Origin of the sequence: Micromonospora sp. CA-248260 (assembly GCF_050942205.1) — a bacterium.
GTDB lineage: Bacteria > Actinomycetota > Actinomycetes > Mycobacteriales > Micromonosporaceae > Micromonospora > Micromonospora antibiotica.
Map to the genome: position 1 here is coordinate 3,535,450 of NZ_CP192021.1, position 22,999 is coordinate 3,558,448.

Below are 22,999 nucleotides of genomic sequence, written 5' to 3' on the forward strand. Positions count from 1 at the left end.
GGCGAGCCTAGCCAGCGCCGAAATGCAGGGCAACCGGACGCGCGGCAAACATCACCCACGCCCGGCACGACACCAATCAGCTCTCGGTGAGCTCACGGTACGCGTCAGCGGTCAACAAACCATCCACCGCCGCCGGATCCGCCGGCACGATCTCCACCAACCAACCCGCACCGTACGGATCCGAGTTGATCACCTCAGGAGAGTCACCCAACGCCTCGTTACGCGCCGACACCGTCCCGCTCACCGGCGCGTAGAGCTCCGACACACTCTTGGTCGACTCGATCTCACCCAACGACTCACCGGCCTCCACCACCACACCGGAGTCCGGCAACTGCACGAACACGATGTCACCCAACGCATCCTGCGCGAACTGGGTGATACCGACCCGGACGGTGCCACCCTCGGCACCCACCACCCACTCGTGCTCGGCGGTGTAACGCAGATCCTCAGGAATCACCAGCGCGTCCCTCATCCATCGGTGCACCGGGACCACCCGGCGCGGCCGCGCCGGCCTCAGGAGACCGGACGGGCGTGTTCCAGCTTCAACGGCGCGTGCAGCGCCGAAACCTCGGCAACCTCACGATCCTCGACGCTCACGTTACCGCCGTCACCGCGAACCGATGCGGCCACCCCGCCCGGAATGTTCAACGCGGTACGCATCGTCTCCGGATCACCGATCACCGTGATCGTGAACGGACCCGTCAACGTCCGCCCGTCCACCACCAACGCATCCCCCGACCCGTCCAGGAAGTACGTCGAGGCGATGATCCGCACCGTCGCCCGATCCCCACCCGAGATCTGCATCGCCTCCGCACCCGCACCCCGCAACTCCTGCACCGCATCCAACACCCGGTCCGCCCGGATCGGCTTGCCACCCGGCTCGAACCGCACCGCCAACCCCGGCCCCCGCGCCGGCAACGTACCCGCCAGGATGCCCATCTCGTCGGCCCGCTTCGTCGCCTCCTCCAACGCCGCCTGCCGACCCTGCTCCCCCGACCGCAACTGCCGCTGGCTGTCCTCCAGGCCCTCGATGTCCTGCTGCAGACGCTTCTCCCGGGAATCCAGATCCGAGAAGATCCGCACCAGGTCCTCCTGCCGGGTCGCCGCCAGGGTCGGATCCGTCGACGTGGTCTTCAACTGCACCACCAACGTGAACCCCAACAACGCCAGCAACGCCGCGATCATCACCGCCGCCGACGACACCTTCCGACCCGGCATCCGCGACGACGCCGACTCCACGGGCTCCGCCGCCGACGACACCGGCCCGGACTCCACCGGCCGCGCCCCGGACGACGCCACCTGCGCCAGGTTCACCGTCTCGCCGCCGTCGTCACCGGACCCCGGGCCACCCTCGTCCGGCACCAGCGAACTCACCTCGTCCGCATCCGGCGCGTCCGGACGCGGATCCGGGCCAACCGCCGGACGACCCGCCTCCGGCTGCGGCCACCCGGTACCCGTCTCCCGATGCTCGTCGCTCACGTCACCAACCTACGCCCGGAACAGGTGCCGGCGGATCGCCGCCACATTGCCGAAGATCCGCACCCCCAACACGACCACCACACCCGTGGACAACTGACCCCCCACCCCCAACTGGTCACCCAGATACACGATCAACCCGGCCACCAGCACGTTCGAGATGAACGACACCACGAACTGCTTGTCGTCGAAGATCCGGTCCAACTTCGCCCGCACCCCACCGAACACGGCGTCGAGCGCGGCCACCACCGCGATCGGCAGGTACGGCTGCAACGCCGCAGGCACCGTCGGATCAAGATAGATCCCCAGCACCACACCGGCGAGCAACGCCAGCACCGCGATCATCGGACACCTCCGGAAGGGCGGGAAGACGAACCCGGACCGGACGACCCGGCACCGGACGAACGAACAGCACCCGAACCCGTCGACGACGGACTCGGACTCACCGACGGCCGCGCGTAGCGTAGCCGCGGCTCCGGAGCGGACGGCAGCGTGAGGTCGTCCGCCCGGCGCACCTCGAACGACAACCCCGTGTCCCGGGCCACCCGACGCATCAGATACGCCGAACGGCTGTCGTCGAACCGGTCCCGCAACGCCTTCGGCCCGATCGCCGAAACCTCGTACGGGCTGGTCACCGGACGGAAGTCCACCAGGATCGCCGCGCCCGCCGACCGGATCGTCGACGTCGCCGTCAACCGCTGACCGTTGATCGCGATCGCCTCCGCACCCGCGGCCCACAGATCGTTGGCGACCTTCTGCAGATCCGAGTAGATCACCCGGGACGGTCCGGCCCCCGAGTCACCGCCCACCGCCCCGTCGTCCTGCGACGGCGCGTCGGCCAACCGCACCACCACCCCGTCACCACGCACCCGACCGAGACCGGTCCCCGCCTCCAGGTTGCGCAACCGGGCCGCCTGCGAACCACTCAACGCCGCGTCGCGCTGCCGACCGACCTCCTCCCGCAACCGCGCCGCCCGCACGGTCATCGCGTCGGTCTCCGCCTCCCGCTGCTTGATCTGCGCGATCAACGCGGCCCGCGCCTGACTGCGACTCGGCTCGTCGGCCATCGTCTCCCGGTAGGCCACCGCGAACAGGAAACCCACCGCGACGACCACCACGATCGCCACCACCCGCGCCGAGCCACCCCGCCAACCGGCCGTCGGCGGCGCCTCCCGCCGACGGGCCGCCGCGTCGGCGTAGCCCGGATCCAACGGATTCTGGAACAGCTCGGTGAGGAAGTCCGGGGTGAACAACCGGACCGGGGGCTTCGGCCCGTCCTGTGGCGCGCTCACGCGGCAGCTCCCCCGGGACCCGACCGTGCCCCCCGGACCAGCTGGGTCGCCTGCATCACGTACATCGCCCCGGCCACCCAGTACAGCACCAGCCCCCACCAGGCCGCCCCCCAGCCGATCGCCCCGACGGTCGTCGCCGTCACCGACGTGGTCACCGACGCGACGAGCAGCAGCGGGAAGGCGGCCAGCAGCAGGAAGGTGGCGGTCTTGCCGACGTAGTGCACCGGCGGCGGGCCGTAGCCGTAGCGGCGCAGCACCGCCAGTGAACCGAGCAGCAGCAGCTCCCGGGCCAGCAGCGCCGCGGTGAACTGCCACGGCACCACCTCCCGGGCGGTGAAGGCGAGCAGGGTGGCGAGGATGTAGAGCCGGTCGGCGAGCGGGTCGAGCAGCTCGCCCAGCCGGCTGACCTGCCCGAGCCGGCGCGCGATCCACCCGTCCACCCAGTCGGAGGTGCCGCCGAGGGCGAGCACCACGATCGCCGCGACGTCCGCCTCCACGACCAGGAACAGCCACAGAAACAGGGGTACGCCGAGCAGCCGGACGAAGCTGATCAGGTTCGGCAGGGTCATCACCCGGTCTGCCCCACCCGGTGCACCCGGATGCTCTGCCCGAGCCGGCCGACGTGACACCGAACCTCCCTCCGCAGCACGATCCGCGGCGCCCCGCACGGGTGCCGCGATCAGTCGTGCGCTACCGGGCCGGCGGGTGCCGGCGTCTCGGTGATCCCGGCCGGGACCTCCCCCTGATGCGGCCCGCGGCGGTCGACACCCCGGGCCGGCAGCCACTATATCGGGCTCGTTGTGGCCTTTCGGTACGACGCGTTCGCTGTCGGCGACGTGGTCTGTCGTGTGCTGCGTCACCACCGCTAAAGCATCCTAGGATAATAGGGGAACGCGGTCCGCCCTCAGGCGGTACGCACGGCCGTGTCGGTCTGGGGCGGCGTGCCCGAGGCAGCCGCCTGACCGAAGGCCACCAGCGCCAACAGCAGTTCGTGCTGGGCCCGCGCCGGCATCCGGTCCAGCACCGCCTGCACCGCCCGGTGCCGGCGCTCCCGGACCTCGGCCAACAGGGTGACCGCCGCGGCGGTCAGGACCAGCCGCACCTCCCGCCGGTCCCGGGGGTCCGGGGTGCGACGCAGCAGGCCGGTGGCCTCCAGCCGGTCACAGAGGCGGCTGGCCGACGACGGCACCACGTCCAGCAGCTCGGCCAACCCGTTGACGTTCGTCTCCGGCCGCTCCCTGATCAACGCCAGCACCCGCAGCTGGGTCGGCGGGACCGCCACCTGGTGACGGGAAGTGGCCGAGTCGAGCACACCGACGAGCGCCTCGGCGGCGGCATCGATCGCCGCAGCAAGATCCGGAGGTCGATCCACCCGCTGTCCCCTGCGATTCTCCGCTGTCGTGTGTCGCTGACGACCGATCACCGAGCGCGCCACCCGCCCGGACCGCACCAGTCCAGGCACACGACGACGGCGTCGTCACGGAGATCAGTGTCGGCATGATATGCGAACAGCTCGCGCATCACCGTACCGACCGCCTCCGTCGCCGGTTGCAGCCGCGTCGACCGCATCGACCGGGCCATGGCCCGCTCACCGTATGCCTCCTGGCCGCCCGGCTGCGCGTCGTACACGCCGTCGCTGACCACGAAGAGCCGGTCACCGGGCAGCAGGTCGAACTCCTGGACCGTGTAGCGGGTCTCGGCGAACATGCCCAACGGCAGCTGCGGCTCCAGGGTGATCCGTTCGATGGCGCTCCCCCGCAGCCGCAGCACCCGCGGCGAACCGGCGTCGACCGCCCGCGCGCGACCGGTGGCGGTGTCCACCGACAGCAGCAACGTCGCCACGTGCCGCTGCCCGCGATGCTGGTAGAACAGGGTGTCCGAGGCCAGTTCGGCCTGCTCCACCAGACCACCGCCCGAGCGTCTCGCGTTGCGGATGGCGTTGACCGTGAGCGCGGTGAGCATCGCGGCGGCCAACCCGGTCCCGGCCCCGTTGAGGACGGTGAGGGTGAGCCGCCCCGGGTCGACCGACCAGTCGAAGTGGTCGCCACCCACCGAGTACGCCGGTTCGAGCTGCCCGGCCAGCAGGAACGCCTCGTTGGTGACGCTGCGCCCAGGCAACAGCTCCCACTGCATCTCGGCGGCCATGCTCAGCCGCTCCCGACGCCGCGTACGCCGGTAGCGGTCGGTCTCCCGGTCGGCGGCCCGCAACGTGGTGGCCAGGTCGACGGCCAGGTCGGCGATCAGGTCCACGGTCGGGTGGTCCGGACCACCGGCCAGCTCGACCAGGAACACCCCCAGGCGTTCCCCCCACGCGGTCAGCGGCGCCCACACCCGCAAGGGCCCGCCGTCGTGCGGGTCGAGCACCGGTCGCTGGCCGCTGAAGCAGCGTTGCGCCGCGCCCTGGCCGCTGAGGGACCCGGCGGACAGCTCCGGGTCGAGCACCGACCACAGCCCACTGATCCGGTAGTCGGCCAGGAACACGTCGACCCGCACCGCGTCGAGGGCGGACCGGAGGGCCCGGTCGACGGCCTCCACCACCTGGTCGGGTGGAGCCTCACGTAGCGCACGCGACATCGCTGCGAGCGCATCCGACATGATCGTCCCTCCGAGATTCTTGCTACAGGGCAAGCATCATACGGAGCGATCGGCCCCGTTCCGACCGGGGTCACCACGGCTGGGACCGCCCCCCGCACCGCCGCACCGCAACCGACGACACCCTCCTTCGACCCGACCCGACCCGACCGACGCCGACAGCCGTACCGGCCGGGTCGGGGTCGGCGGTTTCCGCCCCGCCGACCCCCGCCCGGCCGAGATACTGGCGCGGGCGGGAGGTGCGCGGGGTGAACTCGGCGAACGGCGCGGCGGTCGTGGTGGGCGTGGACGGCTCGGAGTCGGCGCTACGCGCCGTCCGGCTGGCCGCGACCGAGGCGGTGCGGGGGCACCGGCCACTGCGGGTGGTGCACGGCTTCATCTGGCCGCTGCTGCGGGTGCCGATCGACCCGCTCGCCGGCAACCCACCCGGCGGCGGGTTGCGCCAGCAGGCACAGAACCTGGTGGAGGCGGCCGTGGCCGAAGCCCGCACGGCGCAGCCCGGCGTCCGGGTGACCGGAGAGATCATCGACGGTGAGGCCTCGGCGGTGCTGCTCGGCGAGACACCCGGCGCGGCGGTCATCGTGCTGGGTGACCGGGGCCTCGGCGGATTCACCGCGCTGCTGGTCGGTTCGGTGGCGATCCAGGTCGCCACGCACGCCGACTGTCCGGTCCTGGTCGCCCGGGGCGAGGAACACCCCGACGGCCCGGTGGTCGTGGGGGTCGACGGCTCGCCGGCCTCCCGCGCCGCCGTGGACTTCGCCGCCGCGCAGGCGTCCGCCCGGGGCGTCCGACTGCGGGCCCTGCACGCCTACACCCACCCGGCCTCCACCCGCCCCGGCGACATCCAACCCCTGGTGTACGACGAGTCCCGGCTGCGCGACGAGGAGGACGACGTGCTCGCCGGGTGCCTCGTCGGGCTCGCCGAACGACACCCCGACGTGCCCGTCGACCGGGAGCCCGTACACGCCCGGCCGGTCGCCGCGCTCACCGAGGCGTCCCGCCGGGCGCAGCTGGTGGTGGTCGGCGGTCGGGGTCACGGCGAGCTGGGCGGCCTGCTGCTCGGCTCGGTCAGCCACCGGGTGCTGCACCACAGCGCCTGCCCGGTCGCCGTGGTCCGCACCCCGACCTGACGGCACCGCCGGGCACACCCGGCCCGGCGCGTGACCAGACTGCGGAACGTGGGCGACACGCCACAGGAGTGCCGATCCGATCACGGCCCTTCCGCAGCGCACCGGGCCCGGTCCGGGCGGGTGGAACCGGGCCCGGTGACGGCAGCGCACCGGCACCCGCACGGGCCCCGCCGTCGGGGTGGTCAGCCCCGGTCGCTGTCGTCGTCGGCGGTCTGCGCGCCCGGACCGTACGGGGACGCCTGGCCGCGGGGCGTCGGGCGACCCCGGTCACCGCGCGAGGTGCCCCGGTTGGCGGGGTGTCCGGTCGCGGGAGGCCCCGCGCTGTCCTGCACGGTCGGGTTGTTCCCGTTGCGGCGCATCTCAGGCTGCTGCACGTTCGTCACGGGTGTCTCCTTCCCGGGTGGGGGCACGGTGTTCCGCGCCCGGCAGCGGTTACCCGCCACCGGGAGCCGCATGCGGGCCCCGGCAGGTCGACCCCGGGGGCCGGGGGTGAGCTGCGGCAGGACGGGTAGTACCGGGTGATGGGGGACGATCGACGGCTGGCCCGGACGCTGCTGGACCGGCAGAGCCGCACCTACGCCGAGGAGGCCGGCATCACGCTTGCCGACCGGCCCGGCCCGCTCTACCAACTGCTGGTGCTCACCACGTTGCTGAGCACCCGGATCCGGGCCCAGGTGGCGGTGGCCGCCGCCCGGGAACTGTTCGCCGCCGGGTGGCGTACCCCGCAGGCGATGGAGGCGGCACCATGGCAGGACCGGGTGGACGCGTTGGGTCGCGGCCACTACCGCCGCTACGACGAGCGGACCGCCACGATGCTCGGCACCGCGGCCCGCCTGTGCCTGGACCGCTGGCACGGTGACCTGCGGCGGATGCACCGGGAGGCCGGGGGCGAACCGGCGGCGCTGCGACGGCGGCTGACCGAGTTTCCCGGCATCGGCCCGACCGGGGCGGACATCTTCCTGCGGGAGGCGCAGACGGTCTGGCCGGACGTGCGTCCGTACGCCGACCGGCGCACCCTGGCCGGCGCGAAACGACTCGGCCTACCGGCCGACCCGCACGGGTTGGCCGGGCTGGTCGCCGAACCGGACTTCGGCCGGCTGGCGTCGGCGCTGGTCCGGGTGGCCCTCGGGGAGGAGTCGGCCGGTGAGGTGACCCGCACCGCCGCCGCGACCCGCTGACCGGTCGCCCCCGCCGCGATCCCGTCGCCGCCGCAGACGTTGATCGCGCTGGACGAGCCGGGTGGCGCACGGGGCCACCGGAGCAGCAGTCAGTCGACCGGTTTGTTGCCCGCCGGCTTGGTCAGGTACCACACCAGCACGGCGGCGAGCAGGGCCAACAGCACCACCCCGCCGGAGACCCCACCGCCGTCCTCGGTGGAGCTCCGCCCGGTCACCCCGAAGTAGATCACCGCGAGGCCGGCGACCACCGCCAGAAACGTCCGCATTCCTCGGTCCTTCACGCCCCGCACGGTACGAGCACCCGCCCTGCCGGGCCGGGCGATCAGACCCGGTTCCCCCTTCCGGGCGACGCCGACGGACCGGGCGGGTCCACCGCGCCGACCGCCGGGGCGGGATGGGTCCGCCCGGTCAGTCGGTCTCCAGGTCGTCCAGGGAGATGGCGTGGGTCATCAACCAGCGGGCCAACGCGGCCATGCCGAACAACCACAGCGGCGCACTCTCGGTGGGGCCGTTGGTGGCGAAGATGGCGAACCGCAGGTCCGGGGCCCGGTACGCCTCGATCCGCCAGCGATGGTTCCGGTCCCGCCAGACCGCCGAAGGGTCCATGGGCGTCACGGTAGGCGACCCGGAGCCACCCGGAGGGCGGTTCGCCGGTGTGCCCGGTCCGGCCGGCCGGCGGGGGCAGGTTCAGCGCCCACCGTCGGGTAGGGCCACCGCCCGGCACCGGGGTCGACGGGGAACGCCGCCGGCTGCGACCCGCGCCGGCTGCCGGCGGGCCCGGCCCACCGGTCAACCCGTCCCGGTCACCTCGCGGGCGTCGTCAGGCAACCGGCGGGTCACCCCACGGCGGTCCAGCAGCTCCAGCAGCGGCACCGCCACCCGACGGGTGGTGTCCAGGGCCTGCCGGGCGGCGCTGAGGGTGAACGGCTGCGGCAGCCGGGCGAGGACCCGCACCGCCTCGTCGGCCGCGTCGGGCAGCAGCACCACGTTGTCCGCCAGCCGTAGCAACGCACCGGCCCGCACGGCCGCACCGACCTCCCGGGGGCCGAGGCCCAGCGCGGCCAGCCGGTCGGCCTGCGGCGCGCGGAACGGGTGGGTGGCGTACTCGCTGCGGACCCGGTCGACCGCGCGGGCCACCGGCTCGGGTAGGCCGCCGGACGCCCCGGTGCCGATCCGGCCGGCCCGCAGCGTCAACGGCGGCCGGACCAACGCCTCCACCAGGGCCCGGTCGGGTAGGCCGAGGCGCTGCCGCAGCGCCTCCACCGGGGCGCCCGCCTCCAACGGGTGCGCGGCCACCCAGGCGGTCACCTCCTCGACCAGTCGTCCGCCCAGCCACCGCCAGTGCCCGGGGTCGGCCAGCCAGTCCCCGGCGACCGGGGCGACTGCGCCGGTGACTCCCATCCGGGTCAGCTCACCGGCCCGGACGAGCCGGCGGCGGCGCAGCTCCCCCGCCAGGTCGGGCTGCCCGTCCAGGTCGGTGAGGACGGTCGCGCGGGCGGCGGCGGCACCGCGTCGGCTCAACGGTGGCGGTGCCACGTCCAGCACGGTCACGCCACCGCAGACGTGGTGCCGCCCCGGATCGCGCAGCACCGCACGGTCCCCGATCAGCAGCGGCAACGGACGGGCCAGCCGCAACCGCACGGTGTCCGCGCCGAGCGGACGGACCCGCGCCGGCACCGCCGCCGACCCGACGTGCAGGGTCAGCGTGACCGGCAGGTCACCGGCCGGGTCGCCGGCCAACCGCACGTCGAGCAGGTCGGTCCGGTGGAACTCACCGGGGGTGAGCAGGGCGTCGCCCCGGCCGAGCCGGTCCCGGGGCACCCCGCGCAGGTTGACCGCCACCCGGGACACCGCGGCGACCCGAGACGCGGCCGTCCCGAGCCGGTGCAGGCCCCGGACCCGGACCGGTTCGCCGGTGGTGGCGAGCGCCACCTGGTCACCGACGTGCAGCTCACCACCGCCGAGGGTGCCGGTGACCACCGTGCCGCTGCCCCGGATGGTGAATGCCCGGTCGATCCACAGCCGCACCGGCCCGTCGGTGCGCGGCGGGGGCAGCCGGGCCACCAGCCGGCCCAGGGCGGCGCGCAGCTCGGGCAGGCCGACACCGGTGACGGCGCTGACCGCCACCGACTCGACCGCGCCCAGCGACGTCGCGGCGAGCCGCGCACGGGCCTGCGCCGCCGCCGGTCCCGGGTCGGCCAGGTCCGCCCGGGTCACCACCAGCAGCCCGTGGGACACCCCGAGGGCGTGCAGGGCGGCCAGGTGCTCGGCCGACTGCGGCATCCAGCCCTCGTCGGCGGCGACCACGACCAACGCCGCCGGCACCGGTCCCACCCCGGCGAGCATGTTCGGCACGAACCGCTCGTGCCCGGGCACGTCGACGAACGCGACCGTGTCACCGGTGGGCAGGGCGGTCCAGGCGAAGCCGAGGTCGATGGTCATCCCCCGGCGGCGTTCCTCGGCCCACCGGTCCGGTTCCATCCCGGTCAACGCCCGGACCAGGGTGGACTTGCCGTGGTCGACGTGCCCGGCGGTCGCGACGACGTGCATCTCAGTCGGCCACCCGCAGCACCACGTCGCGCACCGTGTCGTCGGCGTCGGCGGGTACGCAGCGCAGGTCCAGCAGCAGCCGGCCCCGGACCACCCGGCCCAGCACCGGCGGGTCGCCCTGCCGCAGGGCGGCGGCGTACCGCTCGGGCAGGCTCAGCGCCCACGAGTCCAGCTCGACGCCCGGGGCGCCGCCCCCACCGACGACGGCGACGCTGGGCACCACCTCGGCTTTGTGTCCCTCGGCACCGAGGGCGTCGCGCAGCCGTTCGCAGCGGTCCCGCAGCATGGTTGGGTCGGCGTGCAGGGCGGCCCGGGTGGGGGTGGTCGGCCCGTGCAGGGTGGCCGCCAACGCGGCGAGGGTCAGCTTGTCCACCCGCAGCGCCCGGGCCAGCGGATGGCGACGCAACCGGTCGACCAGGTCGGCGTCGCCGAGCAGCAGCCCGGCCTGCGGGCCACCGAGGAGCTTGTCGCCGCTGGCGGTGACCAGGTGTGCCCCGGCGCGCAGGGTGCCCGCCGCGTCCGGCTCGGCGAGCAGCAGCGGGTCGGCGGTGAGCAGGCCGGATCCGATGTCGGCCACCACCGGCACGCCGAGGGTGGCCAGGTCACCGACCCCGACGGCCGAGGTGAACCCGGTGACCACGAAATTGGACGGGTGCACCTTGAGCACGAAACCCGTGGCCGGGCCGACCGCCCGGGCGTAGTCGTCGCGGGTGGTGCGGTTGGTCGTGCCGACCTCGCGCAGGCGGGCACCGGTGCTGGCCAGCAGGTCGGGCAGGCGGAACCCGTCGCCGATCTCCACCAGTTCACCCCGGCTGACCACGATCTCCCGGCCGGCGGCCAACGCGGTCGCGGCGAGCACCAGGGCCGCCGCGCCGTTGTTGACCACGTGCACGGCGGCGGCGTCGGGCACCGCCGCGGCCAGCGCGGCGAGTGCGTCGCGGCCCCGGCGGGCCCGCCGACCGGTGCCGAGGTCCAGTTCCACGTCGGTGCAGCCGGCGGCGGCGACCAGCGCGTCGACGGCGGCCGGGGACAGGGGGGCCCGCCCGAGGTTGGTGTGCAGCACCACCCCGGTGGCGTTGAGCACCGCCCGGGGCCCGGGGGCGGGCAGGTCGGTGAGGACGGCGTCGCGTACCTCGTCGGGGGTGATCTCACCGTGGCGGGCCCGCTGCTGGGCGCGGGCGACGGCGACCTTCACCCGGGCCCGGCCGAGGGTGGCCACCGCAGCGGCCACCGCCGGATCGGCCAACAGCACGTCGGTACGCGGCACCCGCCGTCGCGGATCGACCGCCGCCTCGCCCATGCGTGTCAGCTCCCCCGGTGGTTGGCGGAGACGGACGGGAATCGAACCCGCCTGGCCCGGATCCCGGACCACACCAGCTTTGAAGGCTGGGAGGGGCACCAGCCGCCTGAACGCCTCCGCCCCCGAGTCAACCACAGCGCCACCCCGACGGCGCGGTGAGGTGTCAGACCTGCTCCGACCGGCGACGGATCCGTTCCCGCTGCGGCAGGACCGTGTACTTCGGGTCCCGCGCCGAGGCCACCCCGCCGTGGAAGATGCCGAACCGGGTGGCCACCGAAGCGGCCAGCAGCGCGGTGCCGGACAACGCGGACACCACCCGGCTGCGCCGGCCGGCCAGCGCCCCGACCACCCCGGCGGCGGTGAGCAGGCGACCCGCGCGCAGCAGCCGACCCGCCCTACCCAGCCGGTAGGGCTCACTGAGCAGACCCAGCCGGGTTTCCACCGAGTGCGCACCCCACAGTTCCAGGGCGGCCCCGGCCACCGCCATCCGGCGGGCCGGCCCGGCCTGGGCACAGGGCGCGGCGAGCAATCCCACACCGGCGCCGCTGGCCAGCGCGCTGCCCGCGAAGATGGTCGGCAGCTCCGGGTACGCCTCGTGCCAGGACGGCACCGCCGTCCCGGCCAGCAGCACCCCGGTGTACGTGGCCAGCGCGGGCGCGACGGCGGCGGCGGCCAGCCCGGCGACCTGCCCGGCCGGCGGCAGCAGTCGACGGGCCAGTCCGGACACCCCGCCCCCGGGCAGCAGCCGGGCGCCCTCGGCGACGGCGGCGAGCCCGGCGGCCGGGCCGTACGCGGTGAGGATCCAGGTGCCCACCGACATCGGCGAGGTCGGTTTCGCCACCCGCAGCATGTGGTGGAACCGGGCCGGCCGGCCCAGGTCGTTGACCAGGAAGTACGCGCTGGCGGTGACCGCGCCCAACGCGGTGACCCGGCCGGCCCGCCGCAACGCCGGCCGGCCGGTGAGCTGCCCCCCGGCGGCCAGCAACGACGACCCGGCGGCCAGCCCACCGGTGAACAGGTAAGCGGCGATGTCCCACCGCCACACCGGGGCCTTGAGGATCGGCCGGCCGTAGTAGGAGGTGAACTCCGCCTCCGGGACGCGCAGCTCCTCGCCGCCGCGCCCACCCCGGCCACGCCGCCGCGCCACCGGCGGCACGTCCCGGGCGGCACCGGCGCGTCGGCCGAACCCGGGGCGCCGGCCGGGTGCGCACCCTCGGCCGGTCCGGCACCGACCTTCGGGCCGTGGCCGAGCCGTACCGAGGAGCGCTGCGGCCGGAACACACCGTCGGCGGCGAGCCGGGCGCGGAAGCCCCGGAACCGCTCCCCCACCGGAATCCGGCCGGCGGTCACGACGACCCTCCGACGAACGCGGCGACGGCCGCCGCCGTCATGGCCAACGCGGCGAGCCCCGCCCGCCGCCACATCCGGGGCAGGTCCCGGGTGGTGACCACCGGGTCCGGGGGCAGGCCGTACACCTCGGGCTCGTCGAGGAGCAGGAAGAACGCGCCGTCGCCACCGACGCCGTCGGTCGGGTCGTGACCGTACAGCCGGGCCTCCGGGACGCCCCGGTCGTGCAGCGTGGCGACCCGCTGCGCGGCCCGCTCCCGCAGCTCGTCGAGGGGGCCGTACTGGATGGACTCGGTCGGGCAGGCCTGGGCGCAGGCCGGGGTCATCCCCGCGCCGAGCCGGTCGTAGCACAGCGTGCACTTCCACGCCCGGCCGTCGCCCTTACGCTGGTCGATCACCCCGTAGGGGCAGGCGGAGATGCAGTAACCGCAGCCGTTGCAGATGTCCTCCTGCACCACCACCGTGCCGAACTCGGTGCGGAACAGCGACCCGGTGGGGCAGACGTCCAGGCAGGCGGCGTGGGTGCAGTGCTTGCAGACGTCCGACATCATCAGCCAGCGGAAGTCGGTGCGGGTCTCCACACCGGTGTCCCGGCCGGGTGGCGCGGCCCCGGGCATGCCGAGAAACCGGGTGCCCGTGCCGCCGGCGCCACCCGCCGACGCACCGACGGTGCCACCCGGCGCGGTGGCCATCCGGGCGGCGGCGTCGGCGTCGCCCGGGGGTACGCCCGGTTCGGTGCCGCTGGTGCCGGTCGTGCCGGCGGCGACCGCCGCCGACGTCGCGCCGGCCGAAGCACCGGTCGGGTTCCCGGCGAACGGGGCGGTGCGGTGCCCGGCCGGCACCGGCTGCTCGACGAAGGCCACGTGCCGCCAGGAGTTCGCGGTCAACGCGCCGGTGTTGTCGTACGACATGCCGAGCAGGTCGAAGCCGGACTCGGGGACGGCGTTCCACTCCTTGCAGGCCACCTCGCACGCCTTGCAGCCGATGCAGACGCTGGTGTCGGTGAAGAACCCCATCCGGGGGCCGGCAGCCGTCCAGCCCGCGTCCGGGGCCGGATCGAGCGGGCCGTAGAGGCTGTTGCCGTCAGGCATGGTCGGCGCCCTTCTCCCGTGGCCCGTCGTCGCTGCGACCCGCCGGCCGCAGCACCGGGGTCGTCACCGTCGGCGGGCGTTCCCCGGGCACGATCCCGGCCCGTCGACGGTAGTCCTCGACCAGGTCCCGCAACACCGGGCCGGTCGGTCGCCGGCCCGGCCGGACGTCGCAGGTGCCGACCTTGCTCTCCTGAATGAGCACGTTCGGGTCCAGGGTGATGCCGAACAGGTCGTTGGCCGAGTCGCCGGTGACCAGCCCCTCGTAGCCGAAGTGGTATGGCAGCCAGAGCTGGTGGATGATCCGACCGTCCACCCGCAGCGGGGTGAGCCGGTCGGTGACCAGCACCTTCGCCTCGATCACCGCCCGGCCGCTGATCAGGTGCGCCCAGCCGAGGTGGGTCAGCCCCGTCTCGGCGGCCAACTCCGGGGACACCTCCACGAACATCTCCGGTTGCAGCTCCGCCAGTGGACGCACCGTACGGCTCATCGCCCCGGCGGTGTGGTGCTCGGTGAGCCGGCTGACCGTGAACACGTACGGGAAGACCTGGCTGTGTTCCTGCGGTGGGCTCGGGTTCACCGAGTTCACCGGGTGGGCGTACACCTTGCGGGTCGGGTTGGCCTGCTGGCCGTAGAGCGGGTTGCGCAGCGGCGACTCCGCCGGCTCGTAGTGCGTCGGCAGCGGACCGTCGAGCACCCCGCTCGGCGCGTACAGCCAACCCTTGCCGTCGGCCTGCATGATGAACGGATCGTCGCCGGCCAGCGCCGCCGGGCCGGACGCCCCCTGCGGCGGCCGGTACGTCGGCGGTTTCGTCCGCTCGAAGTCCGGCACGTCGTGACCGGTCCACTCGCCGGCCTGCGGGTCCCACCAGACGTACTTCTTGCGCTCGCTCCACGGGCGGCCCTGCGGGTCGGCCGACGCCCGGTTGTAGAGGATGCGCCGGTTCGCCGGCCACGCCCAGCCCCACTCGGCGGCGACCCAGTCCTGTTCGTGCCGGGACCGGCGGCGGGCGGCCTGGTTGACCCCGTCGGCGTAGACGCCGGAGTAGATCCAGCAGCCCACGGCGGTGCTGCCGTCGTCCTTCGCCTCGGTGAACGAGGACAGTGGACGGCCGGTGGACACGTCGTACCCGTTGATCTCGCGCAGCACCGCCTCGGCGCTCGGCTCGTCGTGCGGGCCGTCGGTGGGGTAGTCCCAGGCCAGGTCGAGCAGGGCGCGGTCGCGGCGGTGGGGGGAACCGGCCAGCCGCTCCCGCAGCCGCCGCCCCAGGTGGTAGAAGAACCACAGCTCGGAGCGGGCGTCGCCCGGTGGCTCGACGGCCTTCTCCCGCCACTGCAACAGCCGCTGGGTCTGGGTGAAGGTGCCCTCCTTCTCCACGTGCGAGGCCGCCGGCAGGAAGAACACCTCGGTGCGGCACTCGGTCGGGACGATCTCGCCGGTGGCCACCTCGGGGCCGTTCTTCCAGAACGTGGCGCTCTCGATCATGAACAGGTCGCGGACCACCAGCCAGTCCAGGTTGGCCATGCCGAGCCGCTGCGCCCGCCCGTGCGCCGAGCCGACAGCCGGGTTCTGGCCGAGCAGGAAGTACCCCTTGATCTTGCCGTCGATCATGTTGAGCACCTGCTGGTAGGTGCCGTGGTCGCCGGTCATCCGGGGCAGGTGGTCATAGCAGAAGTCGTTGTCCGGGGTCGCCGCGTCCCCCCAGTACGCCTTCAACAGGCTCGCCGCGTACGCCCGCGCGTCGCCCCAGAAACCCTTCTGCCCGGGGTGGCGGATGCTGTCCACCCAGTCGTCGAACGTCGGGTGGTCGGCGTGGTGCGGCATCGGCAGGTAACCGGGCAGCAGGTTGAACAGCGTCGGGATGTCCGTGGAGCCCTGGATGCTGGCGTGCCCGCGCAACGCCAGGATGCCGCCGCCCGGCCGGCCCATGTTGCCCAGCAGCAACTGGATGATCGCCCCGGTGCGGATGTACTGCACACCGACGCTGTGCTGGGTCCAGCCCACCGAGTAGACCAGTGCGCCGGTGCGGTCCCGGCCCGAGTTCTCCGTCCAGGCCCGCGCCAGCTCCAGGAACTTGTCCCGGGGGATGCCGCAGACCCGCTCCACCATCTCCGGGGTGTAGCGGGCGAAGTGCCGGCGCAGGATCTGGTAGACGCAACGTGGATGTTGCAGGGTCTCGTCCCGCTGGGTCTGCCCGTGCACCTGCGCGCCGTGCGACTCGTGCCGCAGGCCGGCCGCGTTGTCGCGTTCCTTGGCGGTGTGCCCGTTGCCGGAGTCCCCCTCGTGCCCGGCGTACTGCCAGCTGGTCTCCACGTAGCTGTCGGTGTTCGGGTCGTAGCCGGAGAACAGGCCGTCGCCGTCCTCGGTGTCGGCGAACTGCTCGCTGACGATCGTCGCCGCGTTCGTGTACGCCAGCACGTACTCCCGGAAGTCCAGCTCGTTGTCCAGGATGTAGCGCACCACGCCGCCGAGCAGGGCGATGTCGGTGCCCGCCCGGATCGGCAGGTAGGTGTCGGCGACCGCGCTGGTGCGGGTGAACCGGGGATCGACGTGGAAGACCTTCGCACCGCGCCGTTTGGCCTCCATGACCCACTGGAAGCCCACCGGATGGGCCTCGGCCATGTTCGAGCCCTGGATGACGATGACGTCAGCGTTGGCGAGGTCCTGTTGGAAGTCCGTCGCGCCACCGCGACCGAAGCTGGCCCCCAGACCGGGGACGGTGGCGGAGTGTCAAATGCGGGCCTGGTTCTCGATCTGGAGCGCCCCCATCGCGGTGAACAGCTTCTTGATGAGGTAGTTCTCCTCGTTGTCCAGCGTCGCCCCACCCAGGCTGGAGATGCCCAGCGTGCGGTGCAACGGCCGGCCGTCGCTGTCGACGTCCTCCCAGGTCTGCTCGCGGGCGGCGAGGATCCGGTCGGTGATCATGTCGAGCGCGGTGTCGAGGTCGAGGTCCTCCCACTCGGTGGAATACGGTCGCCGGTAGCGGACCGTGGTCTGCCGCAGCGGGCTGGTGACCAGGCTCCTGCTGGCCGAGCCCTTCGGGCAGAGCCGCCCCCGGGAGATCGGGCTGTCCGGGTCGCCCTCGATCTGGGTGACCCGGTCGTCGGAGACGTACACCCGCTGCCCGCAGCCGACCGCGCAGTACGGGCAGACCGAGCGGGCCACCCGGTCGGCGGTCTCGGTGCGGGCGGTCAGCCCGGCGGAGCGGTCCGACTGCGCCGCCGCGCCCCGGCCGAGCGGGTCGGTGCCGGTGAGCTGGCGGTAGACCGGCCAGCCCGCGATGAAGGTACGCAGACCCACTGCGCTCCTCCCTCCCCGGCATGAACCGACCCTCTGAACATAGGCCAGCGCGGCGGAGGATGCGACCCGGTGCGGGGATCTCCACGCACCGATACGGCGCTGCCCCCGACCGGACCGGTCGGGGGCAGCGCCGTACCGCGATGGCGGAGCGCCGATGTGCATGTCGCCTCTCGGCGCGTGGCGCAACGCGGCTCCAGCCGAACGGAACTCCGCGACGGCAATTCAGGTGAGGCCCGGGGACACTGGACACACCGACGCTCCTGCCGCCAGCTTACCCCGCCGGGCCCTTCCGCGCGCCCGTCGCGGGCACCGGCGGCGGCGGTTCGTCGGAAGCCACGCACCTGAGCTGGTCGAACCGGCGTTACCCTGACACCATGCAGGCCACCCTGGCGACCGCCCCCCACCTGGCCCGGCCGGGCCGACCGGTGGTGGTGGCGCGCACCCTGGCGGAGCTGACCGGCCCCACCAGCGGGGTGGTGGAGCTGCCGGTCCGGCTGATGTGGAGCAGCGAACGCACCTTCGACCTGGCCGAACCGGACGATCTGCTCTGGTTGTACGAGAACGTGCTGCGGGAGACCACCCGCGCCGACGACCTGCGGGCGCTGATCGACGGGCGCACCCTGCGCCGGGTGTGGCGGCGGCTCAACCTGCCCCGGGGGGTACGGGCGGCCTGGGAGAGCCGACACCGGGGCCTGCGGACCGCGTGACCCACCTGCACGACTTCTACCGGGAGGTCGCCCGGGTCGCGCTCACCGCGGCCGGGCCGCACCGGTTCGTCCTCGGCGGCGGGGTGGCCTGGGCGGCGCACGGTCTGGTCACCCGGCCCACCGAGGACGTCGACCTGTTCGCCGACGTGGAGGGGGCGGCCGCCGCGGCGGCGGCGGAGGTGTGCGCCGCGTTGGAACAGGCCGGGTACACGGTCGCGCCGGCCGACCCGGACAGCGACCTCGGTGACCTGTTCGAGGGCTTCGACCGGGACATCCGGGACTTCGTCGTCGGCCGGGACGACCGGCGGATCCGGCTCAGCCTGGCCCGGCTCGACCGGTACCGCTCACCGGTGGTGATGGACCTCGGCCCGGTGATGGACCTGCGCGACCTGATCGCCAACAAGACCGCCGCCCTGGTCAACCGCCGGGAGGCCCGCGACTACATCGACGTCGCCGCCGCGCTGGCGCAGTACCCGGTCGACGAGCTGCTGGCGCTGGCCCGGCAGGTGGACCCGGCGCTGGTCGACGAGGACGTCCGGGCCGCCGGCCGCTACCTGGACCGGCTGCCGGACCGCCGGCTCGCCCGCTACGGCCTGGACCCGGCGCAGATCGCGCAGGTCCGCCGCCGGATGGCCGGCTGGCCCCGCTGAGCGTCCGCCGCCGGCCCGTGCCACGGGGCGCGGGCCGGCGGTCGGCAGGCCGGGCCGGGTGCGCGCGGGTGGGCAGCTCACCTGGTGAAGCGGCCGCCGGTGACGCCGAGGATCTCCCCGGTGACGTAGCTGGACTCCTGGGAGGCGAAGAAGACGTACGCCGGGGCCAACTCGGCGGGTTGCCCGGCCCGGCCCAGCGGGGTGTCGGTGCCGAACTTCTCCACCTTCGCAGGTGGCATGGTCGCCGGGATCAGCGGCGTCCAGATCGGGCCCGGGGCGACCGCGTTGACCCGGATGCCCCGGTCGGCGAGCTGCGCCGCGAGACCCTTGGTGAAGTTCGCGATGCCCGCCTTGGTGGTGGCGTAGTCCAGCAGCGGCGGCGACGGGTCGAACGCCTGGATCGAGGTGGTGTTGATGATCGTCGCGCCCTCCTTCAGGTGCGGCACGGCGCTGCGGCAGAGCCAGAACATGGCGTACAGGTTGGTCTTCATCACCCGGTCGAACTGCGCGGTGCTGATCGACGTGATGCCGTCGTCCTGGGCCATCTGGTAGGCCGCGTTGTTGACCAGGATGTCCAACCCGCCGAGGTCGGTGACGGTCCGGTCGACCAGGTCGCGGCAGTGCTGCTCGTCGGTCAGGTCGGTGCGCACCGCCACGCCCCGCCGGCCGGCCTCCTCGATCAGCCGCACCGTCTCCCGGGCGTCGGCGTCCTCCTCCTCGTCGAGGTAGGAGACGACGACGTCGGCGCCCTCCCGGGCGAAGGCGATCGCCACCGCCCGACCGATACCCGAGTCGCCGCCGGTGATCAGGGCCCGCTTGCCCGTCAACCGGTCGCTGCCCCGGTACGACGTCTCCCCGTGGTCGGGCGCCGGGCCCATCCGGTCGGTCCGGCCGGGAGCCGACTGCTGCTGGGCCGGCTGACCATCCTGGTGGCCGTACTGCTCGGTGGGGTCCTGCGGGGTGTACTGGTCCTGGCTCACCGTGCCGCTCCCTGCCTGGTTTGGTCCGTTCTGGGTCCCTGGCTGACCTACCCCGACCGGTACGCCGGAAACAACAGTCGGACCCGACGGTGGAACCGGATGTGACAGGGAGATGGCCGGTGGGGTCGGTGTGGTGAAACACCCCCGACCACTGTGGCGGGAGCGACGGCTGCTCGTTATGGTGCGCAGCGGCGCCCCACGAGGCGCGTCCACCCCCGATGGAAGGCATTTTTCATGACCTCCTCCTCCGGCGCGTCGCGCCGCCAGGTGCTGGCCGTCGCCGCCGCCGCGGCGACCGCCCCGCTGATCGCCGGCGGGCCCGCCCAGGCGGCCCAGCGGCAGGGCCCGCAGGGTGCGAAGACCTGGGACCTGACCGTCCTGGGCACCTCGGACACCCACGGCAACGTCTACAACTGGGACTACTACCGCGACGCCGAGTTCGACGACAGCAAGCACAACGACGTCGGCATCGCCAAGCTCGCCACCCTGGTCAACCAGATCCGCGCCGAGCGGCGGGGCCGGGCCACCCTGGTCCTCGACGCCGGCGACACCATCCAGGGCACCCCGCTGGCCACGTACTACGCCAAGCAGGAGCCGATCACCGTCACCGGCGCGACGCACCCGATGGCCCGCGCGATGAACATCCTGCGGTACGACGCCGTGACGCTGGGCAACCACGAGTTCAACTACGGGCTGCCGCTGCTGGCGACCTGGATCGACCAGCTGGGCTTCCCGGCGCTGGCCGCGAACGCGGTGAACGCCCGCACCGGCAAGCCGGCGTTCCGGCCGTTCGTGCTCAAGCGGGTGCGGCCCGGTGGGCCCGGGACGCCGACGCTGACCGTGGGCATCCTCGGCCTGACCAACCCCGGCGTGGCCATCTGGGACAAGGGCAACGTGGAGGGCAAACTGCTCTTCCCGGGCATGGTGGAGACCGCCGCGAAGTGGGTGCCGGTCATGCGGCAGCGGGGTGCCGACCTGGTCATCGTCTCCGCCCACGGTGGCGACAGCGGCACCTCCAGCTACGGCCCGGAGCTGCCCAACGAGAACCCGGTGGCGCTGATCGCCCAGCAGGTCCCCGGCATCGACGCGATCCTGTTCGGCCACGCCCACAACGAGGTGGTGGAGAAGTTCGTCACGAACACCGCCACCGGGGCGCAGGTGCTCACCGCCGAACCCTCCAAATGGGGCCAGCGGCTGACCCGGATGGACTTCACCCTGACCCGGGAGCGGGGCCGCTGGAAGGTCGTCGGCAAGGGCGCCACCATGCTCAACACCAACACCGTGGTCGAGGACCCCAAGGTGCTCGCCGCCGTGCGGGGCCAGCACGCCAAGACGGTCGGCTACGTCAACACGGTGGTCGCCCGGTCCACGCAGGAACTGTCCGCCGCCGAGTCACGCTACCGGGACACCCCGATTCTGGACTTCATCAACCACGTCCAGACCGAGGTGGTCACCGCCGCGCTCACCGGTGGCCCGTACGCGGCGCTGCCGGTGCTGTCGATCGCCGCGCCGTTCAGCCGCACCGCCGTCTTCCCGCAGGGTGACGTGCGGATCCGTGACGTCGCCGGGCTGTACGTCTACGACAACACCCTGGAGGCGGTGGTGCTCACCGGCGCCGAGGTGAAGGCGTACCTGGAGTTCTCGGCGAAGTACTTCACCACGCTGCCGGTCGGCGCACCGGTCGACCCGGCGACGATCAGCGACCCGGCCGTGCCGGACTACAACTACGACGTGATCTCCGGGCTGGACTACGACGTCGACGTCTCCCGGCCGGTCGGTCAGCGGATCACCCGGCTGGTGCTGCCCGGCACCGACACCCCGGTCGCCGCCGACGCGCAGTTCGTCGTCGCGGTGAACAACTACCGGCGCAGCGGCGGCGGGAACTTCCCCGGCATCGTGAAAACCCAGGTCTACAACGCGCAGCAGGAGATCCGTCAGCTGCTCATCGACTGGGCGCAGGCCCGGGGCACCATCGACCCGGCCGACTTCTTCGTGCCGAACTGGCGGCTGGTCCGGGCCGGCGTGCCGGTGTTCTGAGCCACCCCGGCCGGCGACTGCCACACCCGACGGGTCCCGGGGTGCCACCCCGGGGCCCGTCGCGCCGTTCAGCCGCCCGAACGCAGGTCCTGCTCGTGCCGGCCGGGGGTCGGGTCGGGCTGGTAGCGGGGCGGCTCGGTCTCGGTCGACGTCGTCCGGTCCTCGGGTCGGACCGGCGGCGGCAACTCGCCGAAGCGCATGTGCCGCAGCAACGCGTGCTGCTCGTCGGTGAACGGTTCGCTCATGACGCTCAGTGTGCACCCGGCATCAAGGCCGGCGGGAGGGGTAAGCGGGCGGTTCCGTCGGCGACGAGAGGACGAAACCATGCGTGCGGTACGGATGACCGCCCCCGGGGTGCTCGAACAGGTGCAGGTGCCGACGCCGACGCCCGGCCCCGGCGAGGTGCTGGTACGCGTCGGCGCGGTCGGCGCCTGCCACTCCGACCTGCACATCCTCGACGCCGGGCCGGGGGTCTTCCCCACCCCGATCACCCTCGGCCACGAGATCGCCGGCACCGTGGACACCCTCGGCGACGGCGTCACCGGCTGGTCCGCCGGGGAGCGGGTAGCCGTCTACGGGATCATCGGCTGCGGCACCTGCCGGGGCTGCCTGCGGGGCCGGGAGAACCAGTGCCGCACCGTGCCGGTGGGCGGGATCGGGCTCAGCCGTGACGGTGGGCTGGCCGAGCACGTGGTGGTGCCCGCCTCCCGGCTGCTGCCCGTCGGTGACCTGGAGCTGACCCAGGCCGCGCCGCTGACCGACGCCGGGCTGACCCCCTACCACGCGATCGAGCTGGCCCGGCCGGTGCTGCGGCCCGGGACGTCGGTCGTGGTGATCGGCATCGGCGGCCTGGGGCACATGGCGGTGCAGATCCTCGCCGCCACCACCGCCGTGCGGATCATCGCGGTGGACAGCAACGTCGCCGCCCTCGACCTGGCCACCCGGGTCGGCGCGCACCACGTGGTGCCGGCCGGCGCGGACACCGTCGAGCGGATCCGGGAGCTCGTCGGCCCGGCACCCGACGGCGCGGACGTGGTCATCGACTGTGTCGGGGTGGACGCCACCCTCACCACCGCCCGTGACGTCGTGGCCACCGGTGGCCGGCTGCTGCTGGTGGGCCTGGGCGGCGGCACCATGCCGGTGCGGCCGGTCGCCGACGAGCCGCCCACCGTGCCGTTGGAGACCAGCGTCGAGGTCCCGTTCTGGGGCACCCGGGCCGAACTCCAGGAGGTGATCGCCCTGGGCCGGGCCGGGCTGCTCACCGCCGACGTGCAGACCTTTCCGCTGGAACGCGCCCCGGAGGCGTACGACCTGCTGCGCGCGGGTGAGATCCACGGCCGCGCGGTGATCGTGCCCTGAGCGGCGGCGTAG

23 protein-coding genes and 1 tRNA gene are annotated in these 22,999 nt (G+C 73.6%); 6 read left to right on the plus strand and 18 right to left on the minus strand.

What is annotated here, in order from left to right; all coding sequences use genetic code 11:
* Positions 1–76 precede the first annotated feature (76 nt).
* From gcvH to ACQP2H_RS15665, 7 genes are all read right to left on the minus strand, one after another.
* On the minus strand, positions 77–457 hold the full coding sequence (gene gcvH, locus ACQP2H_RS15635; protein ID WP_208565904.1) for a glycine cleavage system protein GcvH: 381 nt from the start codon (positions 455–457) through the stop codon (positions 77–79).
* Between the two features lie 56 nt (positions 458–513).
* Positions 514–1,479: a DUF881 domain-containing protein gene (locus ACQP2H_RS15640; RefSeq protein WP_363822357.1), complete on the minus strand. Its 966-nt coding sequence runs from the start codon at positions 1,477–1,479 to the stop codon at positions 514–516.
* A gap of 9 nt (positions 1,480–1,488) precedes the next feature.
* Positions 1,489–1,821 (minus strand): small basic family protein, encoded by a 333-nt coding sequence (locus tag ACQP2H_RS15645; protein WP_067311500.1) that lies wholly within the window; start codon positions 1,819–1,821, stop codon positions 1,489–1,491.
* Complete coding sequence (locus ACQP2H_RS15650) at positions 1,818–2,768, minus strand: DUF881 domain-containing protein (protein WP_357533415.1); 951 nt, start codon at positions 2,766–2,768, stop codon at positions 1,818–1,820. The genes ACQP2H_RS15645 and ACQP2H_RS15650 overlap by 4 nt, the downstream gene beginning before the upstream one ends.
* Positions 2,765–3,397: a CDP-alcohol phosphatidyltransferase family protein gene (locus tag ACQP2H_RS15655; RefSeq protein ID WP_357533413.1), complete on the minus strand. Its 633-nt coding sequence runs from the start codon at positions 3,395–3,397 to the stop codon at positions 2,765–2,767. The genes ACQP2H_RS15650 and ACQP2H_RS15655 overlap by 4 nt, the downstream gene beginning before the upstream one ends.
* Positions 3,398–3,672: 275 nt before the next feature.
* On the minus strand, positions 3,673–4,140 hold the full coding sequence (locus ACQP2H_RS15660; RefSeq protein ID WP_208565900.1) for a MarR family winged helix-turn-helix transcriptional regulator: 468 nt from the start codon (positions 4,138–4,140) through the stop codon (positions 3,673–3,675).
* A 47-nt stretch (positions 4,141–4,187) separates the two neighbouring features.
* Positions 4,188–5,363, minus strand: coding sequence for a PP2C family protein-serine/threonine phosphatase (locus tag ACQP2H_RS15665; protein ID WP_219462071.1), 1,176 nt, complete (start codon positions 5,361–5,363; stop codon positions 4,188–4,190).
* 245 nt (positions 5,364–5,608) lie between these two features.
* On the opposite strand from ACQP2H_RS15665, the gene ACQP2H_RS15670 reads away from it, so the two are divergent.
* Positions 5,609–6,490: a universal stress protein gene (locus tag ACQP2H_RS15670; RefSeq protein ID WP_208565898.1), complete on the plus strand. Its 882-nt coding sequence runs from the start codon at positions 5,609–5,611 to the stop codon at positions 6,488–6,490.
* A gap of 182 nt (positions 6,491–6,672) precedes the next feature.
* Here the strand turns inward: ACQP2H_RS15670 and ACQP2H_RS15675 are convergent, their stop codons facing one another.
* On the minus strand, positions 6,673–6,873 hold the full coding sequence (locus ACQP2H_RS15675; protein ID WP_208565897.1) for a hypothetical protein: 201 nt from the start codon (positions 6,871–6,873) through the stop codon (positions 6,673–6,675).
* A gap of 138 nt (positions 6,874–7,011) precedes the next feature.
* Between ACQP2H_RS15675 and ACQP2H_RS15680 the strand changes: the two genes are divergently transcribed.
* Positions 7,012–7,668, plus strand: a complete 657-nt coding sequence (locus ACQP2H_RS15680; protein ID WP_357533410.1) for a hypothetical protein — start codon at positions 7,012–7,014, stop codon at positions 7,666–7,668.
* 89 nt (positions 7,669–7,757) lie between these two features.
* On the opposite strand, the gene ACQP2H_RS15685 is transcribed toward ACQP2H_RS15680, so the two are convergent.
* The 8 genes from ACQP2H_RS15685 to fdh all read right to left on the minus strand — a co-directional run bounded on the left by ACQP2H_RS15685 (position 7,758) and on the right by fdh (position 17,254).
* Complete coding sequence (locus tag ACQP2H_RS15685) at positions 7,758–7,934, minus strand: amidophosphoribosyltransferase (RefSeq protein WP_208565895.1); 177 nt, start codon at positions 7,932–7,934, stop codon at positions 7,758–7,760.
* A 142-nt stretch (positions 7,935–8,076) separates the two neighbouring features.
* On the minus strand, positions 8,077–8,274 hold the full coding sequence (locus tag ACQP2H_RS15690; RefSeq protein WP_091240450.1) for a hypothetical protein: 198 nt from the start codon (positions 8,272–8,274) through the stop codon (positions 8,077–8,079).
* Positions 8,275–8,457: 183 nt separating this feature from the next.
* Positions 8,458–10,218, minus strand: coding sequence for a selenocysteine-specific translation elongation factor (selB, locus tag ACQP2H_RS15695; RefSeq protein ID WP_219462074.1), 1,761 nt, complete (start codon positions 10,216–10,218; stop codon positions 8,458–8,460).
* A gap of 1 nt (position 10,219) precedes the next feature.
* Entirely contained in the window at positions 10,220–11,518 is a 1,299-nt protein-coding gene (selA, locus tag ACQP2H_RS15700; protein WP_433233335.1) for an L-seryl-tRNA(Sec) selenium transferase, read from the minus strand.
* Between the two features lie 22 nt (positions 11,519–11,540).
* A tRNA-Sec gene (locus ACQP2H_RS15705) sits at positions 11,541–11,636 on the minus strand.
* A 45-nt stretch (positions 11,637–11,681) separates the two neighbouring features.
* Entirely contained in the window at positions 11,682–12,674 is a 993-nt protein-coding gene (gene nrfD, locus ACQP2H_RS15710) for an NrfD/PsrC family molybdoenzyme membrane anchor subunit (protein ID WP_374197561.1), read from the minus strand.
* Positions 12,675–12,864: 190 nt separating this feature from the next.
* The gene (locus ACQP2H_RS15715; RefSeq protein ID WP_357533405.1) at positions 12,865–13,956 is read right to left on the minus strand and encodes a 4Fe-4S dicluster domain-containing protein; all 1,092 of its coding nucleotides are present in this window, start codon (positions 13,954–13,956) and stop codon (positions 12,865–12,867) included.
* Positions 13,949–17,254, minus strand: a complete 3,306-nt coding sequence (gene fdh / locus ACQP2H_RS15720; RefSeq protein WP_357533403.1) for a formate dehydrogenase — start codon at positions 17,252–17,254, stop codon at positions 13,949–13,951. The genes ACQP2H_RS15715 and fdh overlap by 8 nt, the downstream gene beginning before the upstream one ends.
* Before the next feature lie 374 nt (positions 17,255–17,628).
* Between fdh and ACQP2H_RS15725 the strand changes: the two genes are divergently transcribed.
* Both ACQP2H_RS15725 and ACQP2H_RS15730 read left to right on the plus strand, forming a co-directional pair.
* On the plus strand, positions 17,629–17,961 hold the full coding sequence (locus ACQP2H_RS15725; RefSeq protein ID WP_219462080.1) for a hypothetical protein: 333 nt from the start codon (positions 17,629–17,631) through the stop codon (positions 17,959–17,961).
* Positions 17,958–18,611, plus strand: coding sequence for a nucleotidyl transferase AbiEii/AbiGii toxin family protein (locus ACQP2H_RS15730; protein ID WP_208565889.1), 654 nt, complete (start codon positions 17,958–17,960; stop codon positions 18,609–18,611). Before ACQP2H_RS15725 ends, ACQP2H_RS15730 begins: the two co-directional genes overlap by 4 nt.
* A 77-nt stretch (positions 18,612–18,688) precedes the next feature.
* On the opposite strand, the gene ACQP2H_RS15735 is transcribed toward ACQP2H_RS15730, so the two are convergent.
* On the minus strand, positions 18,689–19,591 hold the full coding sequence (locus ACQP2H_RS15735) for an SDR family oxidoreductase (RefSeq protein ID WP_308290746.1): 903 nt from the start codon (positions 19,589–19,591) through the stop codon (positions 18,689–18,691).
* Between the two features lie 234 nt (positions 19,592–19,825).
* Here ACQP2H_RS15735 and ACQP2H_RS15740 point away from each other — a divergent pair, with 234 nt between their 5' ends.
* Positions 19,826–21,628 (plus strand): bifunctional metallophosphatase/5'-nucleotidase, encoded by a 1,803-nt coding sequence (locus tag ACQP2H_RS15740; protein ID WP_219462082.1) that lies wholly within the window; start codon positions 19,826–19,828, stop codon positions 21,626–21,628.
* A 68-nt stretch (positions 21,629–21,696) separates the two neighbouring features.
* Here ACQP2H_RS15740 and ACQP2H_RS15745 read toward each other — a convergent pair whose 3' ends face one another.
* Positions 21,697–21,873, minus strand: a complete 177-nt coding sequence (locus ACQP2H_RS15745; protein WP_219462084.1) for a hypothetical protein — start codon at positions 21,871–21,873, stop codon at positions 21,697–21,699.
* A 79-nt stretch (positions 21,874–21,952) separates the two neighbouring features.
* On the opposite strand from ACQP2H_RS15745, the gene ACQP2H_RS15750 reads away from it, so the two are divergent.
* Positions 21,953–22,987, plus strand: coding sequence for an NAD(P)-dependent alcohol dehydrogenase (locus ACQP2H_RS15750; protein WP_357533398.1), 1,035 nt, complete (start codon positions 21,953–21,955; stop codon positions 22,985–22,987).
* Positions 22,988–22,999 lie beyond the last annotated feature (12 nt).